The organism is Mesorhizobium sp. M7A.F.Ca.ET.027.02.1.1 (assembly GCF_004022985.1).
Classification (GTDB): domain Bacteria; phylum Pseudomonadota; class Alphaproteobacteria; order Rhizobiales; family Rhizobiaceae; genus Mesorhizobium.
In genome coordinates, this window is record NZ_RZOL01000094.1 from 1 (window position 1) to 17340 (window position 17340).

Genomic DNA, 17340 nt, shown 5'->3' on the forward strand with positions numbered 1-17340 from the left:
CGAGAAGCCCGACTTCTCCTTCGAGACGAAGGCGATGGCGGAGGGGCTGTGGCCGGTTGCCGGGATGGACGAGGCCGGCCGTGGCCCCCTGGCCGGGCCGGTAGTCGCCGCGGCCGTGGTGCTCGATCCCGCCAACATTCCCGACGGCCTCGACGATTCCAAACGCCTCAGCCATCTGCAGCGTGAAGCCTTGTTCCTGCGAATTCTCGGCTCTGCGCAGGCGGTCTCAATGGCCTCCATCAGTGCCGAGGGTATCGACGGCAGCAACATCCTCAAGGCAAGCCTGGAAGCCATGCGCCGCGCCCTGGTAGGGTTGTCGGTCCGACCGAAGCTCGCCCTTGCCGATGGACGCGACGTGCCGCCTGGCCTGCCTTGTGAAGGGCGCGCGCTGATCAAGGGCGACCAGCGTTCGCAGTCGATCGCCGCCGCCTCGATCGTCGCCAAGGTGATGCGCGATCGCATGATGTGCGGCTGCGGCAACCATCACGACCGCTACGGCTTCGAAGTCCATATGGGCTACGCCACGCTTCGCCATCGCACGGCAATCGAGGCGCATGGCCCGGTGGCGCGGCTGCATCGCGTATCGTTTTCGCCGTTCAGACTGGGTGGCGCTGAAGTGGTTGAGGAAGAGAGCTTCGTCGGAATGGATAGCTGATCTCCCCCCTCGAGGGGGAGATGGCCGGCAGGCCAGAGGGGGTCGCCGCGCGTGAAGCGCCGACCTTATCTTTGCTGCAAAATGACGTCGCGCCCGGTCGAGCCGACCCCCTCTGTCGCCTTTGGCGACATCTCCCCCTCGAGGGGTGAGATTATCCCCGCCCACAACAAAAAAGCCGCCAGGTTGCCCGGGCGGCTTTCGATGATTGGCTAGCGGGACCCTCTAATTCAGCTTCGACTTCACGTCCGCAAGCGATGCCTTGAACAGATCGGCACCGGCCTTGGCGTCGATCTTGCCGGCAAGCAGCGCGCGCGCTGCCTCTACGGCGATGTCGACGGCGCTGGCGCGGACTTCGCTGATGGCGTCACGCTCGGCCTGGCCGATCTTCTGCTCGGCAAGCGCGGTGCGCCTGACAACATAGTCCTCGGTCTTCTTGTGCGCTTCGGCGGCAAGCAAGTCGGCTTCGCGCTTGGCGGCGGCGACGATGTCGGCGGCCTCCTGCTCGGCTTCCTTGCGCTTGCGCTGATACTGGCCAAGCAGTTGCTGGGCTTCCTCGCGCAGCCGGCGCGCTTCGTCGAGTTCGTTGCTGATCCTTTCGGCGCGGGCGTCGAGCGCCTTGGCGATCAGGCGAGGCACCTTGATGTAGACGGCAACGCCCAGGAAGATGACCAGGGCAACCGTGGCCCAGAGCGTCGCGAGAGATGTGGCGTCCATGATGCGCTCCTCACCGGGCCACGGATTTGACCGCGGCCGCGATCTCTGCCTTGCTGGCCTTGCCGCCAACCAGGGCTTCGACAATCGCCGAAGCGGTGTCCTCGGCGATGCTGCCGACTTCCTTCATGGCATTGGCCTTGATGGAAGAAATGCGGGCCTCGGCTTCGCCAAGCTTGGCGTCGAGCGCGGCCTCGACCTTCTTGCGAGCGGTGTCGGCCTCGGCCTTGGCCGCGTCGTTGGCCTGCTGGCCGATCGCGTTGGCCTTGGTCTTGGCTTCCGCCAGTTCCTGCTCGTAGGCAGCAACGGCAGCGTCGGCCTCGCCCTTCAACTTGGCCGCCTGATCGAGATCCTGCGTGATGCGATCGTTGCGGACATCGATGATGCCGCCGACGCGCGGCATCACAACCCGCTTCAGGAAGAGATAGAACAGCCCGAAGGTGATCGCCAGCCACAGAAGCTGCGACGGGAACGTCGCCGGATCGAATGGCGGAAACGTGCCATGCGCTTCAGCAGGCACACCGGTGCTGGAATGCGTGTCGCCTTCCGTAGCAGCGTGGCTGGTATCGGCTGATGGCGCGGACTCTTGCGCAAAGGCAGATGTCACGAACATGGACTATCCCCGAAATTCAGGCCCGCCGCTCGCGCGGCCGGCCTGTCCAATCTTCCCGAGTGCTCAGCCGAACAGGGCCAGAAGCGCGATGAGAAGCGAGAAGATGCCCAGAGCTTCGGTCACGGCGAAACCGAAGATCAAGCGGCCGAACTGGCCATCGGCAGCCGACGGGTTGCGCAGTGCGCCCGCGAGGTAGCTGCCGAAGATGTTGCCGAGGCCAATGCCCGCACCACCCATGCCCAGGCAAGCGATGCCGGCGCCGATGTACTTTGCTGCTTCTGCGTCCATTTGTTCAACTCCTTTGGATCTAAAATTCCGTTGCGATTCCATCCGGCGCCAATGTTGGAAATTCTTGGGCCGGAAACTTTTGGACTTAATGCCCCGGGTGCAGGGCGTCGTTGAGATACATGCAGGTCAACACGGCAAAGACGTAGGCCTGCAGGAAGGCGACCAGCAGTTCCAGCGCCGTCAGCGCCACCGCCATCGCCAGAGGCAGGATCGAGCCGGCGACGCCGACCGCGCCGAGCGCGCTCAGGCTGACCACGAAGCCGGAAAACACCTTCAGCGTGATGTGGCCGGCGAGCATGTTGGCGAACAGACGAACCGAGAGGCTGACCGGGCGCGACACGAAGGAGATCACTTCGATCAGCACCACCAGTGGCAGCAGGAAGACCGGCACGCCATGCGGCACGAACAGTTTCAGGAAACCGAGACCATGCTTCATGAAGCCGTAGACGACCACGGTTGCGATCACCAGCACGGCAAGGCCGAAGGTGACGATGATGTGGCTGGTGACGGTAAAGAAATACGGGAACAGGCCAAGCAGATTGGCGACGAGCACGAACATGAACAGCGAGAACACGAGAGGGAAGAACTTCATGCCTTGCGTGCCGGCGGCATCGCGCAACATGTTGCCGACGAACTCGTAAGCCATCTCGGAGACCGACTGAAGCCGCCCGGGAACCAAGCTGCGGCTCGACGTCGTGAGAAACAGGAATCCAGCCGCGACGATAACGGTTGCGACCATGAACAGTGCCGAATTGGTGAAAGACAGGTCATAGCCGCCGATGTCGATCGGAATCAGCTTGTTGATATGGAACTGGTGGATCGGATCGACCTTGTCAGCTGCCACGTTCAAACCCCGTCAATGCCGCGTACGGCCTCGTTACCATTACCGCACATGGTGCGCGGTCATTTCTTGTCGTCTTGGCCACGGCGCGATTTATCGCCCTGTCCAAATTCTGCCACAACGCCGGCGGAACGCATCACATTGAGCACTCCGGCGCCAAAACCAAGCAGCAGAAACACGATCAGACCCCATGGCGATGTCCCCGCCAGACGGTCGATGACCCAGCCGATGCCGGCACCCACCACCACCCCGGCGATAAATTCGCTGGAGAGTTTGAGCGCCTGACCGTAACCGGCCACACTGCCCGCTTTCGCGTCGTCTTTCCCCTCGAGCCGGCCCGGCCGCCTTGTCGCAAGCGAAGCTTCAAGGTCACGGCGGCGGCGCTCAAGATCGTCGTCGCGGATGTCGGGCTCATGCTGATTGCCGCGGCCGGTTTTTCCGGTTCCGTCTGGCCCATTCTTGTCGGCCATCGCAACCCCCCTGCCCGGTCAGACCGTCACCGTCCGTCCGCTTCTAAAGTCGCCGGCAACATAGTTAGAGGGTTTGCGCCCGTCAAGCCACGGGCGGAAGTTCATTGCCATGTATTTTAGGCAATAAAATCAATCAATTAGAAAGGTGCGACATCGTGCCCGCCATCATGACGAAGATGCATGGCGCGAATCCCCCGCGCAATGGCCCTTTGATCGGCGGCGCGCCACATCAAAGATCAGCGGCTGCTCCGCACTCAGCTCCAGCCGCCGCCATAGGTCCGATAGAAGATATGCAGGCCGATCTTGGTCATCTTCTGCATCGTGCGCGCCCAGCCGGGATGGACATATTGGGCGTAGTAGTGGGTCGACGATCCGACCTCCGGGATGAAGATCTTGCCGGCAGTGACGGCCATGGCGATCTCCTTGGCGGTCTTGTAGGCGGCTGGGCTATCGATGCGCTTCTTCCTGCCGTCGCAGGCGAAGGAGAACTGGCAACGGTTGAACCAGCTGTCGTTCTGGTAGACGACGCCGCAGATCGAATTCGGATAGGTCGGATTGCGGACGCGGTTGAGGATGACCTGGGCGACGGCGGCCTGGCCGCGCACGGATTCGCTCCTCGCCTCGAAATAGATGCCGTTGGCAAGGCATGCCTGCTCCTTCTGGGAGAAGACACTGGCGGGCAGCGGGTTCTGGATCCACGAATGATCGCCCTTGGCCATCGGCGGAATGAAGCGGCCCTCATTGGGCTGCTCGTCCTGAAGCAGGGCTTCGAAGGGCGATGCCTTGGCATAGTCAGGCTCGGACTGCGCGTAGGCGGTGGCCAGCACGTCCGGATGGTCGTTGTTGACCAGCGCTGCCAGCATGGCCGGCACGCCGGGATCCGGCTTCTTGTCCTCGCGCGCATGGAATGCCGCGGCGATCTGGATTTCCTTGCCTTTGATCTGCGGCTTGGCGAAAGCCATTTTCAGGCCGCTGTCCATGCTGGGCCGCAGCAAGGAGGAGGTGCGCTCGAAGATCGAGCCGGCGTTGAAGTTCTTCGGCGGTGCGACGGGAGACATCTGGACGATGCGCCCTTTCTTCTCGGCGCGCACGACGCGGTCCTCATCGGGCGTGCCGCTGACCTTGCCGCCCTTTCCGCGAAACGACACGTTGCCGACACCGGCCAGGTGGACACCCGATCCGGAGATGGAGCCGGTGACATCAGAATCGACAAAGGGCATCTCGGCAGCATGGGTCGAGCCGGCGACGGATTTCTCGACATAGGAATTCCAGCGGGTGTTCGCTTCGAGGCCGGAGACAAGGCTCGTCATGTCCTGATAGGCGACGATGGTCGGAAAGCCGATCCAGATGCCGAGACCGATGACGAACGGGGGCAGAAAGCCACGTCTTCTCTCACCGGCGGCGGCAACCAGCCGCTTCAACACACGTCGATGCACGGAACACTCTCCAGGAACGCGACAGACCCCACTGGAGAGCAAAATGATGCATTAACCTTGATGGGACGTTAACGGCTTCGATCGGACTGTTCTCAGCCGGCTTCAGGTCGTGGTTCCGAAGTCGGGCGGTTTTGCGGCCGAACTCAGGCCGGACGCAGGAAGATCGGCCGGGCGATCAGCGCGCAGATGGCGGCCGCCAGCCAGACGCCGGACCAAGACCAAAGGTGCAAGAGCCCCGGAATGGCCACCGGCACCAGGAAGAAGCCTACGAAAACAAAGGTGTTGGCAAGGCTGAGCGCGGTCCCGACATGGCTGGCCCCGGCAAGGGTGGCAAGCTCGGTGTAGGCGACACCGTGCCAGGCGGAGACCGAGATGCCTGCGACAATAAGCACGACTGGAAGGACAGCCAACCAGATGAGCTGGCCGCCCGGAACGGTTGGGCCGAACAGGACCAGCAGCCAAAGCATGGCGAAGGCAAGGGCGCTGAACGCGCTGCACAAGCGAAGAAATTGGCGGCGGTTGCCGTGACGGTCGGTGAAGCGGCCGCTCCAGATGCGCATGACCATGGCGCCGATCTGAACGGCGGCGAGGCTCGCGCTGATTGCCGCCGTTCCCAACCCAACGAAATCGTGCAGGAATACGGAGGCGAAGGTGAGCACGGCCACCTGCGGAAAGCAGAGCAGGCCGATGGCGGTCGCGATACGCCAGACATCGCGATTGCGCAGCGGCGCCGGTCCGACCGCAGCCGAAGCGAGATGGCCCTCGCCCGCCGTCGGCGGCTCGTGCAGCCAGCGCCAGGCGAACAGGGCAGACAGAGCGGATGCGCCCGCCAGCACCCCGAACACCGCGCCAAAGCCGAAAGCCAGCGCAAGCGAGGGCAGCACGAGCGCGCCAAGGCCACCGCCAAGCGGCACCGCCGTCTGCCTGATGCTCATGGCAAAGCCGCGCTCGTTTTCCCGAAACCAGCCCATGATGGCGCGGCCGCTCGAACCGTTGACGCTGCCGCCGAGCAGTCCGGTGATGAGCAGGCTCGCGGAGAGCAGCGTGACGCCGGGAATACCGGCCTTTGTCGGCACAACCAGCATCGCCATGGCCAGGAGCCACACCGCCGTCGCGCCGAGCCCGATCAGGAGCACGCGGCGATCGCCCCAGCGATCGGTAAGCAGGCCCCAGGGCAGCTCGCTGAGCGCGACCCCCAGCCCGAGAAGGCCGAGCGCCAGGCCGAGCTCGGCATTGCCCAAATGATAGCCCTGGCGAAGAACGACCGCCGTCGCCGGGATGCCGGAGAACGTAGCCGAGAAGGCGGCATTGGCGGCAACGCCGATGCCCAGAACCTTCCAGCGATGGCCCGGCTTGAAAACCCTCCCGGCGGAACCGGTATCTTCCAGGAGCTTCGGCGACTGCCGATCGGTGCAATTGACGATGGCGGACATGATTTCATTTCCCGTGCTGGCCAGTGGTCCGGCCTTGACGATCTGTCCCTACCGCCATAATTTCATCCTGAAAATCAGGAAGTTTTGAACTTACAATCCTGAAAATCGGGACTTCAGACATGCGACGCGTAACTTTCGACCTCGACGTCCTGCGCAGTTTCGTCACCGGTATGGAGCTGGGCAGCTTTGCCAAGGCCGCTGACCGGCTTGGCCGGTCGACGTCGGCGGTCAGCGCGCAATTGAAGAAACTGGAAGAACAGGCGGCGACGCCGATCTTCCGCAAATCAGGACGCGGCCTCGCTTTGACCGAGGCCGGCGAGACCATGCTCGGCTATGCGCGCCGGCTGATCGAATTGAATGACGAGGCGGCATCCGCCATCCATGATGTCGAGCTGGAAGGCTGGGTACGGCTCGGCTTGCAGGAAGATTTCGGCGAGGCGGTGCTGCCGGACGTGCTCGGCCGATTTGCCCGGGCGCACCCCAAGGTGAAGATCGAAGCCAGGATCGCACGCAGCCACGACCTTGCTGAAAGGGTCATGTCAGGCAGCCTCGACATCGCGCTCGCTTGGCACTGCGGCGAAACGCTGCCCTACAGCCAGCATGTCGCCGATGTGCCGATGCGCTGGATCGGGCCGGCAAAGCGCATCGAGACCAGCCTGCGCGACGGTGAGCCGCTGCCGCTGGTGGCGCTCGAAGCGCCATGCCTTCTGCGCACGGTGGCAACCGAAACGCTCGACCGCGCCGGGCTGTCGTGGCGGATGGCCTTTTCCAGCCCGAGCCTTGGCGGCATCTGGGCAGCCGTGGCGGCGGGGCTGGGGCTGACGATCCGCACCGACATCGGCCTGCCGGCCAGCGTCAGCGCGATGACGCCGGAGATCGCCGGGCTGCCGGCATTGCCCAAAATGGCGTTGGTGCTGCACCAGAAGGATGCTGAACTGGATCCGGTGGCAGCGCGGCTGGCCGACATATTGTTGCAGGCGGCGTTGCAGGCGCTGCCACGGGACGAGCGGTTGAAGGAGGTCGCTTAGACAGCCGGAACAGGTATCCAGTGTCGCGTTCCGTCCCCTCTGTCCTGCGGACATCTCCCCCGCAAGGGGGGAGATTGGATGTCGCGAGTGCTCTCGCGAATCTTCAACGTTGCAAGAAAGGCGCCGTCAGAACGAACTGCTGATCTCCCTCCTTGCGGGGGAGATGGCCGGCAGGCCAGAGGGGGGTGCTGTCCCGCCAATTTTGCGGAGAATTCCCGCGAGCAAAGGGGCTCATTCGAGCCCGACCGCTTATTTGCGCTTGTTCGACCTACCGGCGAACGGATTGTCCGACGTGCGCAGCGCAATGCGGATCGGCACGCCGGGCATGTCGAAGGCTTCGCGCAGGCTGTTGGAGAGATAGCGGACATAGGATTGCGGCATCGCATCGGGCCGCGAGCACTGGACAACGAAACCCGGCGGCCGGGTCTTGGCCTGGGTGACGTACTTGACCTTCAGCCGGCGTCCGGCCACGGCAGGCGGCGGGTGGTGCGCCAGGATGCCTTCCAACCAGCGGTTGAGCTTGCCGGTCGAGACGCGGCTGTTCCACACCTTGTGCGTCCTGATGACGGCATCCATCAGCTTGTCGAGGCCGCGCCCGGTCTCGCCGGAGACAGGTACGGCCTGGAGGCCGCGCGCCTGGGGAAGAAGCCGTTCCGTCTTCTCTCGCAGTTCGGCCAGAAGCTCCTGGGGATGGTCGATCAGATCCCATTTGTTGAAGGCGATCACCGGCGCCCGGCCTTCCCTGATGATCAGGTCGGCGATCTGCAGATCCTGCTTCTCGAAGGGGATGGTGGCGTCGAGCACGATGATGACGATCTCGGCAAACCGGATGGCGCGCAGACCGTCCTGCACCGACATCACTTCCAGCTTTTCATGAATCCTGGCCTTGCGGCGCATGCCGGCCGTGTCGAACAATTTCAGGCGGCGACCATGCCAATCCCAGTCGACCGAGATCGAATCACGGGTAATGCCGGCTTCCGGTCCGGTGAGCAGCCGCTCTTCGCCGATCAGCGCGTTGATCAGCGTCGACTTGCCGGCATTGGGACGGCCGACGACAGCGATGCGCATTGGCTTGGTGTCGTCATAGGTGTGCTCGGCATCCGGATCGGCGATATCCTCGCCGATCAGAACCTCGCCGGCAGCAACGTCTTCGTCTTCGCCTTCTGCTTCGCCGAAGGCGCGCGCTTCGCCGAGCGCGCCGATCACGGCGTCGCGCAAATCGGGCATGCCCTGGCCATGCTCGGCCGAAACAGGGATCGGCTCGCCAAGGCCGAGTTCCCAGGCTTCCAGCATGCCGCCCTGGGCGCCCTTCGCCTCGGCCTTGTTGGCGACCAGCACGACCGGCTTGCCGGACTTGCGCACGATCTCGGCGAAGGTCCTGTCGTCAGGCAAAAGCCCAGACTTGGCGTCGATGGTGAAGAAGATCAGGTCGGCCTCGCGGATGGCGATCTCGGTCTGCGCACGCATGCGGCCGGGCAAGGTCGAGGCGCCAGCGTCCTCGAAGCCGGCGGTGTCGATGACATCGAAGTGCAGGTCGTAAAGCTTGGCGGCATGGACGCGACGGTCGCGGGTGACGCCCGGCGTGTCGTCGACGAGCGCCAGCTTCCTTCCCACCAGCCGATTGAAAAGAGTCGATTTGCCGACGTTAGGTCTGCCGATGATGGCGACTTTGAAGGTCACGACGCACTGCCCGACCCGCGGATCAGCTCGGACATCAATGTTGCGCGCTCGCGGGTGTTGCGCGGGGCGCCGTCATCGGCGGCGATCTGGTCGAACAGTTTCAGCGCATCCTGCGTCTTGCCTTCCTTCCAGGCGGAAAGGCCGAGCGCCTCGCGCGCCGTGTGGCGCAGCGTGTTGGTGTCGGATGTCAGCGCCTCGACACGGCTGGAGACGTTGGCAAAGGAACCATGGTCGACGAGCAGCAGTGCTGCCCGCAGCCGCGCCATGTCGCGAATTCCCTGGGGAATGGCCGTATCCGCGGCGACTTCGTCGAAATCCTTGACGGCGGCGGGGACATCGCCCTTGTTCGCTTTGACGGTCGCGCCGCGCATGCGGGCGAGCAGCGGATAGGCGCCGTAGCCATCCTTCTCCAACTGATCGAGCGCAGTCAGCGCCTCATCGTTCTTGCCGTCATTGGCGAGCTTCAGTGCCTGCGAGAACGCATCGCCCGAGCGGTTGGCGCGCGTCTCGTCCCAATAGCGATAGCCGACGAAGGCGGCGGTGCCGAGCACCACGAGGATCGCAACGACGATCAGGGCGGGCCCGAAACGGTCCCACAGCTTCTGCGCCTGTTCGCGACGGATCTCGTCATTGACTTCACGGATAAAACTGTCGTCGGACATCAAATCAAACCATTCCTGCCCCGTCGGGCCTTGTCAGCCCGCGTTTTAGCGAAATTTTGCCGGCATGGAAGGGGTTCAACCGGAAAATCGCCTATTGTCCGGGGCAAACGGATGTTTGCCCCGGACAGGCAGCCGAAAAGGCCAATCGCACCCACGCCACATTTAGGCGATAGCCGGCTTGCAGACATTCCCCGAGTGAAGATCAGATTGCCTATGCTTCGTCCGTTCCGCGTTGTTGCGTTTTCGCTTGCGGCACTCGCCGCTGCCGGTGGGGCTTTGGCCGATCCACCGGCGCCGGCAAAGCCGAAACAGGTCGTCATCATCTCGTTCGACAGCGCGCGCGACATTTCGCAGTGGAAACGCAGCCGGGCACTGGCTGAGCGCACCGGCGCACACTTCACCTATTTTCTCTCCTGCGTCTTCCTGCTGTCAACGGAGACACGCAAGGAATACACCGCACCGGGCAAAGGCGCCGGCAAATCCAACATCGGCTTTGCCGCCTCGAAGCAGGAAGTCACCGAGCGGCTCGAACAGATCGGCCTTGCCGCGCATGAAGGCCACGATATCGCCAGCCATGGCTGTGGCCATTTCGACGGCAAGGACTGGAGCAAGGCCGACTGGCTGAAAGAGTTCAGTTCGTTCGAGCACATTCTCGAGAACGCCTATGCGATCAACGGCATTGCACCCGAACCACAGGGCTGGCGCGATTTCGCGCGGCATGCGGTGGTCGGCTTTCGCGCGCCGTATCTGTCGACCGGCAAGGCGCTCTATGAAGCGCTGCCGGCGGCCGGATATCAATTCGATGCCAGCGGCGTCTCGCAAGGCCCTGCCCGACCGACGGCCAGCAACGGCATCGTGCACTTTTCGCTGCCGCAGATTCCGGAAGGACCGAAGTCGCGGCCGGTGATCGCCATGGACTACAATCTGTATGTCAGGCATTCCGGCGGCTTCGAGCGGCCAAGCCAGGCGGACGAGTTCGCCAACCGGACCTATGCTGCCTTCCGCGCCGCTTTCGACAGGCAGTATGCCGGCAAGCGCATTCCGCTTGAGCTCGGCTTCCACTTCGCGCTGATGAATGACGGCGCCTACTGGAACGCGCTGGAGCGCTTTGCCGGCGACGTCTGCGTCAAAGCCGATGTCGAATGCATCAGTTTTCGCGATTATGTTTCGCGACAGGACGCTGGCCAAAGGCAGGTCTCGGTCGGCGGCTGAGCCGCCAACTTTCACACCCCAGTCAAGCTGGATCGGGCGCCTGCGCCTGGCGGTCGAGATAGCGTTGGTCGATTTCCGGCAGCGGCTCGCCATGCAGAGTGGCTTCGAAAGCGCGCAGACGCTTGTAGATCGAGATCAGCTCAACCACAGTTGGCCACGAGTTTACAAGATACTGGAACGACGATGTCACTTGGGAGAACGCATTGCTGATTTGATTCAACAAACCTAAAGTGATCGCACCAGCCGCAATGGACGGCGCCATCAATATCAAAGAGAATATGTTGTTCGTTTGCAAATAGAGGTAGCGAAATACGTTGAAATACACGTAGTGAAAATACAGCCTAAAATAGTTTCTTCTTACATTTCCAAACAATTCCCTCACAGCAGGTGGCTGTGCTCGATTCGGGTCATCTTCACCAAGGACCAATTCTTTTCGATAAGCCGCCTCAACGCGCTGGTTCCGGAACTGAAGCCCAGGCAATTTAACGCCGACCACAGCCAGAAGCACGGTGCCAAACAAGGCCCAAAAAATAGCCGACAATAGCAGCGGATGCGGTATCACACCCACGATCGGCAATTCCGTGATGTGAACCGACAGGGCTATGAGCAGCGGAGTGAAGGCGATGAGGGTCATCACCGAGTCAATCAAATTGCCGCCGAGTTGCTCCATGATCGTGGAGAAACGCATCGTGTCTTCCTGGACACGCTGTGAGGCACCCTCAATATGCCTCAGCTTCTGCCAGTTTTCCATGTAAAACTGGTTCATTGCAGTGCGCCAACGGAAGACATAGTGACTTACCAAAAATACAGTAAGCGCACTGACCACCACCGCTACACCGGCAATTCCCATGAATGTAGCAATCTGCCAGTAGATATCGGCAGCGGTGATCTTTATTTTTCCCGAAATGGTATTCTGGATCAGATCCCAAAATGGCCCGTACCAGTTGTTGATGGCAACGCTCACCTGAACCTGGAAATAGGTGATGAAGAGGATCAGCACAGAGCCGAGAATGGACCAGATCTGCCATGGGTGTGGCGAATACCAAGCCCAAAAGGCGTAGAAGAGCGCCACTACGACGGCAAAATATACGTAGAACCATAGAAACGGCAGTGACCAGAATGATGAGACACCGATGATCGGCGGCGCATCGGGAGCAGCTGGAGGCATACCGAAAACACCACCAAAATGTTCCCCTGCGTAGAACCAGAGCAAGACGGCAAGCAGGCTCCAGACGACCGCCGAGCTAAAAAACAGCTTCGGCTTTGGAAAAAACGATACGAACACTGTGGCGAATTCCTCGATCTGGGCGCAAATCAGCTGACGACAGCGGGCATAAAGTCACACATTAGAGGGAAAGAGAATGCCCGTGCCCGATGCCCGGCACAGCAAGCTCACAATCATGGCGATTTTGGCGCAGCCGACCATGTGATGGCGCCGGAGACGACCAGCACGATTGCGGCGGTGATCGAGGCGAGGAAGAAATCGCCGGACATCTGCGCCAGAAATCCGGCCGCGACCGGCCCGATGATCTGGCCAAGGCCGAACGCAGCCGTCATCAGGGCAAAGATCCGGCGCGGCGCGCTTGGCGCCTGCTGCCGGGCGGCCTGCAGGCCAAAGGCGGTGATGGCAATGAAGGTGCCGCCGAGCAGCACGCCGGCAAGCAGCGGCCCGGTGGCTCCGCCGATGGCGACGCTGGCGGTGACGCCGGCAACTTCGATGAAGCACGCCAGCGCATAGGCGGCATATAGGCCGGTCCGCGCCGCGATCTTCTGCCAGAACCAGACCGAGGGAAAGCCCGCAAGACCGGCGACCATCCACACCATGGCCTCGAAGATGCGGCTGCCGCCGCCTTGCCGGACGATGGCCACCAGGAATGTCGCCGTCACCACATAGCCAAAGCCGAACAGGCCGTAGGCGATGATGACCTTGACCAACGACCGGTCCATCCGCAGTGCCGGCTCGCGGGGGACTTCGCCGTTGCCGAGCGGACCCTCATTGACCAACAGGGCCACGAGGACGAAACCGCAGGCCGAAATCGCCGCCGACCACAGCCAGCCTGCCGCCCAGCCCGAATGCTCGGCGACCAGCACCGCCATCATCGCCGCCGATGCCGCTATGCCGAGCCCGACGCCGCCGAAATGCCAGGCCTGCAGGTCGTTGCGACCGGCAGCCGCGATATGGCTGAACACGATGCTGGCCATGAACACCATGACGAAGGCGCTGGCCAGACCGGCCAGAAAGCGGATGGCGAGAAAGGCCGCCATCGCTTCGGTCAGCCCCATCAGCGCGGCAAGGACCGCACTGGCGCCAAGCCCCGCCAGCATCAGCAGGCGCTCGCGCCCATGCGCCCAGCCGCCCGCCGCCGCCAACGCGCCGACGAGGTAGCCGAGATAATTGGACGACGCGATCCAGCCGGCATCGGCAGGCGACAGATGCAGTTCCTGCATCATGCCAGGCAGGATCGGCGTGTAGACGAAACGGCCGATGCCCATGGCAATCGCCATGGCAATCATGCCGGCGAAGGCGAAACGCAGCGCTGTCGAGGTGGCCGATGTCATTGCACTGCACAATAAGTGCAGGGATCGCTGAAACAATCGCCATCTGTTGGGCCAGTGCGTGCGCGGGACGCGGTGCTCGCCTCGACTTTCCCCAAGCCGAACGCTTCGCGCCTGCTCAGCAGCGACCGCCGGCGCGCAATGAACCCCTCTCGTGCACCGTCCGCCGTGCCGTCAACCTGAACGGCACATCGCCCAGTTCGCGCTCCGACATGGTGTTCAGCACCGGATGCGAAAGCGGATCGATCAGCCATCTCTGCGCCTCGCTGTCCCGGCGCGGCTCATACGGCCTGCTCGCAGTGAAAAAGGCCTTCAGCGACGACGACAAAATCCCAACATTTCCGGCTCCACAGGTCTGTCTCTTCCGACAAAATCTGCCGTTTCGATATGCCTTTCAATTGAGATTTCAGCCGGATCAGTTTAGAAAAACTCAATGGCCATGCTCAACCGCGTCCATCTCAACGGCCTCCGCGCCGTCGAAACCGTTGCCCGTCTCAGATCGCTGGCGGCGGCGGCCGGTGAGCTCAACGTTTCCGTCAGCGCCGTCAGCCAGCAGATCAGCCGTACCGAAAAACAGCTCGGCCAAGCGCTGTTCGAGCGAACGGCGAGCGGTCTGGTGCTGACCGAATTCGGCGCCGTCTTCGCGGCCCGCCTCGGTGCTGGATTTCGTGAGCTTTCCCAGGCCGTGGCGCTGGCCGACGAGGCGACGCAATGCACATTGGTGGTTTCGGTGGCGCCGGCCTTTGCCTCGAAGTGGCTGTTGCCCAGGCTATCTCGCCACTTCGACCGGCATCCCAACGTGCTGCTGCGCATCGACGCTTCGGTGCGGCTGGCCAATCTCGATCACTCGGACATCGACATCGCCATCCGGCTTGGCGACGGCAAATGGCCTGGCGGGCGGGCGGAACTGCTCTTGGCGCAGGAAGTCTTCCCGGTCTGCGCGCCGGCGATCGCCCAAAAACTGAAGTCGATCGAGGATCTTGCCCAGACCTGCGCGATCACCGACGAGCGGGCGATGATCAACTGGGAAAGCTGGTTCGAGACGGCCGGTGTTCCATCTGTCACCTTCCTGAAAGGTGCGCGTTTCACCGACCCGATGCTGTGCCTGGAATCGGCGATTGCCGGTCATGGCGTGATGCTGGGCTGGCAATTGCTTGCCGCGGATGCGCTGGCCGACGGGCGGCTGGTGGCGCCTTTCGGAATCCGCGCCCAGAGCGGGCTCGGCTATTGGCTGGTGACCTCCAGCACCAAGGCCGAAAGCCGCAAGGTCCGGGACTTCAAGGCCTGGATCAGGGAAGAGATCGAGGCAACCATGGCGCGGTTCGGGTCCGTAAACCCAGAACCCGCCGGCGCGATCGCGGTGGAAAGGACGGAGGCACCGAGCTATGTAGAGTCGGACATCAAACTACGACAGGCAGGATCATGACCACACATTCGCGCGGCGTTTCCGCATCGATCGACCCGGTGAAGCTCGACAGGCTGGCGGAAGTCGCCATCAAGGTCGGACTGCAATTGCAGCCGGGGCAGGATCTGGTGCTGACTTCGTCGATCGCGGCACTGCCGTTGACCAGGCGGATCGTCGAGCACGCCTACAAGGCCGGCGCCGGGCTGGTGACGCCGATCTTCAACGATGACGAGATGACGCTGGCCCGCTACCGCTTCGGCGCCGCTGCGAGCTTCGACCGCGCCGCCGGCTGGCTTTATGAAGGCATGGCGAATGCCTTTGCCAACAATGCGGCCAGGCTTGCCGTACGCGGCGAGGATCCGTCGCTGCTCTCCGCACAGGATCCGGCGAAAGTGGCGCGCGCCAACAAGGCGAATTCGATGGCCTACCAGCCGGCGCTGGAAAAGATCACCGGCTTCGACATCAACTGGAGCATCGTCGCCTATCCGGACCTCGCCTGGGCCAAACAGGTCTTCCCCGGCGATGCCGACGATGTCGCGGTCGTGAAGCTCGCCGATGCCATCTTCGCCGCGTCGCGGGTCGATGTTGAGGACCCGATAGGCAATTGGAAGGCGCACAACGCGGCGCTTCGCAGCCGCACCGAATGGCTCAACGGCCATAATTTCCATGCGCTGCACTTTACCGGACCCGGCACCGACCTGACCGTTGGACTGGCGGACGGCCATGAATGGATGGGCGGCGCCTCGACCGCCAAGAACGGCATCACCTGCAATCCCAACATCCCGACCGAGGAGGTCTTCACCACGCCGCATGCAAGGCGGGTCGAGGGTCATGTCTCCTCGACCAAGCCGCTGTCCTACCAGGGCACGCTGATCGACGACATTTCGGTGCGTTTCGAAGAAGGCAGGATCGTCGAGGCCAAGGCATCGAAGGGCGAGGATGTGCTGAAGAAGGTGCTCGATACAGATGAGGGCGCGCGCCGCCTCGGCGAAGTGGCGCTGGTGCCGCATTCCTCGCCGATCTCGGCAAGCGGGCTGTTGTTCTTCAACACGCTGTTCGACGAGAACGCCGCCTGCCATATCGCGCTCGGCCAGTGCTATTCGAAGTGCTTCGTCGACGGCGCCTCGCTCAGCCAGGACGAGATCGCGGCGCGCGGCGGCAACAAGAGCTTCATCCACATCGACTGGATGATCGGTTCGGACAAGATCGACATCGATGGTGTCCACAAGGACGGCGCCCGCGTGCCCGTCATGCGCAAGGGTGAATGGGCTTGACCGTACGGAGGGTGCGATGGCCTTCGACCTGGCGGTCAAGCGTATCTACGAGCCACCCGCGCCCGATGACGGGCAGCGGGTTCTGGTCGACCGCATCTGGCCGCGCGGTGTCAGCAAGGAAGACGCTGCGCTGACGCTGTGGTTGAAGGACATCGCACCGAGCGACGACCTGCGAAAGTGGTTCGGCCATGCGCCGGCGCGCTGGCCGGAGTTTCAGGAGCGGTATCGTGCTGAGCTGGACGGGAACGGCGAGGCGGTGAGTGAATTGCGAGGCTTGATCAGCCACGGCAAGGTGACGCTGCTCTATGGCGCGCATGATGAAGCGCATAACAATGCGGTGGCGCTGGCGGGGTATCTCAGCGCAAGCGCTCACAATTAGCCATCGTTAGCCAGACCTTCGTCATCTTCGGGCTTGACCCGAGGATCCATGCCGCGACCTCAGTCGAAAGGCGCAGCGGAGCAGAATCTGCACCGTTGCAACACGGATAGATCACGGCATGGATCCTATGGTCTGCGCTGCGTCGCTCCGCTCCTTGCTTCGCCATAGGATGACGAAGTGAGGTGTATGCGCTGCCCTACTTCACCACCGCCTCATAAACATCAGCCTTGAACCCCACCAGAATCCGATCCCCAACCTCCAGCACCGGTCGCTTGATCACGGTCGGCTTGGCCAGCATCAGCGCCTTGGCCTTCTTTTCGTCGAGGCTCTGCTTGTCGTTGTCCGGCAGCTCGCGAAACGTGGTGCTACCCCTGTTGAGCAACTTTTCCCAGCCGACCTTGCCAACCCAGCCATCGAGCCGCTTCGCGTCCAGTCCCTCTGCCCTGAAATCGTGAAACCGGTAGGCCACGTCATGGCCATCCAGCCAAACCCGTGCCTTCCTGACCGTGTCGCAGGTGGTGATGCCGTACATGGTGATCGTCAAAACAGTGGCCCTTCGGATTTCGAATCTGACCGCAGATTAGGGACGCTCTGCGCGCTTTGCCAGCGCTGCCCCGGCAGGCCTTCGGTTTTGCCCTTGCCAACACTAAGGAATTTCCCTAAGTGTTTTGACAGCGCCTCAGGACCAACCAATGAC

Annotated in this window: 19 protein-coding genes; 6 read left to right on the forward strand and 13 right to left on the reverse strand. The window is 62.6% G+C overall.

The features are described 5' to 3' along the window. Positions 1-655: ribonuclease HII (locus tag EN749_RS13175; protein WP_128363285.1), on the forward strand; the 655-nt coding region annotated here is incomplete at its 5' end. A gap of 222 nt (positions 656-877) precedes the next feature. On the opposite strand, the gene EN749_RS13180 is transcribed toward EN749_RS13175, so the two are convergent. The 7 genes from EN749_RS13180 to EN749_RS13210 all read right to left on the reverse strand — a co-directional run bounded on the left by EN749_RS13180 (position 878) and on the right by EN749_RS13210 (position 6447). Then, the gene (locus tag EN749_RS13180; RefSeq protein WP_128363286.1) at positions 878-1369 is read right to left on the reverse strand and encodes a F0F1 ATP synthase subunit B; all 492 of its coding nucleotides are present in this window, start codon (positions 1367-1369) and stop codon (positions 878-880) included. Between the two features lie 10 nt (positions 1370-1379). Then, positions 1380-1979 (reverse strand): F0F1 ATP synthase subunit B, encoded by a 600-nt coding sequence (locus EN749_RS13185; protein ID WP_127272329.1) that lies wholly within the window; start codon positions 1977-1979, stop codon positions 1380-1382. A 63-nt stretch (positions 1980-2042) separates the two neighbouring features. Then, a complete protein-coding gene (locus tag EN749_RS13190) occupies positions 2043-2267 on the reverse strand; it encodes a F0F1 ATP synthase subunit C (protein WP_006206606.1) in 225 nt (74 codons plus the stop codon). Positions 2268-2352: 85 nt separating this feature from the next. Continuing rightward, complete coding sequence (locus EN749_RS13195) at positions 2353-3111, reverse strand: F0F1 ATP synthase subunit A (protein WP_013532843.1); 759 nt, start codon at positions 3109-3111, stop codon at positions 2353-2355. A gap of 59 nt (positions 3112-3170) precedes the next feature. Further along, a complete protein-coding gene (locus tag EN749_RS13200) occupies positions 3171-3578 on the reverse strand; it encodes an AtpZ/AtpI family protein (protein WP_128363287.1) in 408 nt (135 codons plus the stop codon). A 254-nt stretch (positions 3579-3832) separates the two neighbouring features. After that, on the reverse strand, positions 3833-5014 hold the full coding sequence (locus tag EN749_RS13205) for a cell wall hydrolase (RefSeq protein ID WP_128363288.1): 1182 nt from the start codon (positions 5012-5014) through the stop codon (positions 3833-3835). A 143-nt stretch (positions 5015-5157) separates the two neighbouring features. Continuing rightward, positions 5158-6447, reverse strand: coding sequence for an MFS transporter (locus EN749_RS13210; RefSeq protein ID WP_127811032.1), 1290 nt, complete (start codon positions 6445-6447; stop codon positions 5158-5160). Between the two features lie 119 nt (positions 6448-6566). On the opposite strand from EN749_RS13210, the gene EN749_RS13215 reads away from it, so the two are divergent. Continuing rightward, positions 6567-7475 (forward strand): LysR substrate-binding domain-containing protein, encoded by a 909-nt coding sequence (locus EN749_RS13215; RefSeq protein WP_027036003.1) that lies wholly within the window; start codon positions 6567-6569, stop codon positions 7473-7475. Between the two features lie 249 nt (positions 7476-7724). Here EN749_RS13215 and der read toward each other — a convergent pair whose 3' ends face one another. Together der and EN749_RS13225 are read right to left on the reverse strand one after the other, a co-directional pair. Beyond that, positions 7725-9155 carry a ribosome biogenesis GTPase Der gene (gene der, locus EN749_RS13220; protein WP_127396280.1) on the reverse strand — a complete coding sequence of 477 codons (1431 nt, stop codon included), beginning with the start codon at positions 9153-9155 and terminating at the stop codon, positions 7725-7727. Beyond that, positions 9152-9817 (reverse strand): tetratricopeptide repeat protein, encoded by a 666-nt coding sequence (locus EN749_RS13225; protein ID WP_128363289.1) that lies wholly within the window; start codon positions 9815-9817, stop codon positions 9152-9154. Before EN749_RS13225 ends, der begins: the two co-directional genes overlap by 4 nt. A 213-nt stretch (positions 9818-10030) precedes the next feature. Here EN749_RS13225 and EN749_RS13230 point away from each other — a divergent pair, with 213 nt between their 5' ends. Beyond that, positions 10031-11029, forward strand: coding sequence for a polysaccharide deacetylase (locus EN749_RS13230; RefSeq protein ID WP_128363290.1), 999 nt, complete (start codon positions 10031-10033; stop codon positions 11027-11029). Between the two features lie 22 nt (positions 11030-11051). Here EN749_RS13230 and sbmA read toward each other — a convergent pair whose 3' ends face one another. The 3 genes from sbmA to EN749_RS38750 form a co-directional block, all read right to left on the reverse strand. Further along, a complete protein-coding gene (gene sbmA, locus EN749_RS13235) occupies positions 11052-12314 on the reverse strand; it encodes a peptide antibiotic transporter SbmA (RefSeq protein ID WP_128288812.1) in 1263 nt (420 codons plus the stop codon). Between the two features lie 113 nt (positions 12315-12427). Then, positions 12428-13588, reverse strand: a complete 1161-nt coding sequence (locus EN749_RS13240; RefSeq protein ID WP_128363291.1) for a YbfB/YjiJ family MFS transporter — start codon at positions 13586-13588, stop codon at positions 12428-12430. Between the two features lie 115 nt (positions 13589-13703). Continuing rightward, on the reverse strand, positions 13704-13901 hold the full coding sequence (locus EN749_RS38750) for a hypothetical protein (RefSeq protein ID WP_245491376.1): 198 nt from the start codon (positions 13899-13901) through the stop codon (positions 13704-13706). Between the two features lie 117 nt (positions 13902-14018). On the opposite strand from EN749_RS38750, the gene EN749_RS13250 reads away from it, so the two are divergent. From EN749_RS13250 to EN749_RS13260, 3 genes are read left to right on the forward strand one after another with little or no spacing between them, the layout of a single operon-like run. Continuing rightward, on the forward strand, positions 14019-15011 hold the full coding sequence (locus tag EN749_RS13250; protein ID WP_128363292.1) for a LysR substrate-binding domain-containing protein: 993 nt from the start codon (positions 14019-14021) through the stop codon (positions 15009-15011). Continuing rightward, on the forward strand, positions 15008-16264 hold the full coding sequence (locus EN749_RS13255; protein WP_128363293.1) for an aminopeptidase: 1257 nt from the start codon (positions 15008-15010) through the stop codon (positions 16262-16264). Before EN749_RS13250 ends, EN749_RS13255 begins: the two co-directional genes overlap by 4 nt. Positions 16265-16280: 16 nt before the next feature. Continuing rightward, complete coding sequence (locus tag EN749_RS13260) at positions 16281-16643, forward strand: DUF488 domain-containing protein (RefSeq protein WP_127270292.1); 363 nt, start codon at positions 16281-16283, stop codon at positions 16641-16643. A 196-nt stretch (positions 16644-16839) separates the two neighbouring features. On the opposite strand, the gene EN749_RS13265 is transcribed toward EN749_RS13260, so the two are convergent. Next, entirely contained in the window at positions 16840-17175 is a 336-nt protein-coding gene (locus EN749_RS13265) for an ArsC family reductase (protein ID WP_245481766.1), read from the reverse strand. Positions 17176-17340: the final 165 nt, after the last annotated feature.

Excerpts from the sequence above, each read along its gene's own strand:
- EN749_RS13180 (WP_128363286.1), bottom strand. The coding sequence starts at position 1,369 with ATGGACGCCACATCTCTCGCGACGCTCTGGGCCACGGTTGCCCTGGTC.
- EN749_RS13185 (WP_127272329.1), bottom strand. The coding sequence starts at position 1,979 with ATGTTCGTGACATCTGCCTTTGCGCAAGAGTCCGCGCCATCAGCCGAT.
- EN749_RS13190 (WP_006206606.1), bottom strand. The coding sequence starts at position 2,267 with ATGGACGCAGAAGCAGCAAAGTACATCGGCGCCGGCATCGCTTGCCTG.
- EN749_RS13200 (WP_128363287.1), bottom strand. The coding sequence starts at position 3,578 with ATGGCCGACAAGAATGGGCCAGACGGAACCGGAAAAACCGGCCGCGGC.
- EN749_RS13210 (WP_127811032.1), bottom strand. The coding sequence starts at position 6,447 with ATGTCCGCCATCGTCAATTGCACCGATCGGCAGTCGCCGAAGCTCCTG.
- EN749_RS13215 (WP_027036003.1), top strand. The coding sequence starts at position 6,567 with ATGCGACGCGTAACTTTCGACCTCGACGTCCTGCGCAGTTTCGTCACC.
- EN749_RS13225 (WP_128363289.1), bottom strand. The coding sequence starts at position 9,817 with ATGTCCGACGACAGTTTTATCCGTGAAGTCAATGACGAGATCCGTCGC.
- EN749_RS13230 (WP_128363290.1), top strand. The coding sequence starts at position 10,031 with ATGCTTCGTCCGTTCCGCGTTGTTGCGTTTTCGCTTGCGGCACTCGCC.
- EN749_RS13240 (WP_128363291.1), bottom strand. The coding sequence starts at position 13,588 with ATGACATCGGCCACCTCGACAGCGCTGCGTTTCGCCTTCGCCGGCATG.
- EN749_RS13250 (WP_128363292.1), top strand. The coding sequence starts at position 14,019 with ATGGCCATGCTCAACCGCGTCCATCTCAACGGCCTCCGCGCCGTCGAA.
- EN749_RS13255 (WP_128363293.1), top strand. The coding sequence starts at position 15,008 with ATGACCACACATTCGCGCGGCGTTTCCGCATCGATCGACCCGGTGAAG.
- EN749_RS13260 (WP_127270292.1), top strand. The coding sequence starts at position 16,281 with ATGGCCTTCGACCTGGCGGTCAAGCGTATCTACGAGCCACCCGCGCCC.
- EN749_RS13265 (WP_245481766.1), bottom strand. The coding sequence starts at position 17,175 with ATGTACGGCATCACCACCTGCGACACGGTCAGGAAGGCACGGGTTTGG.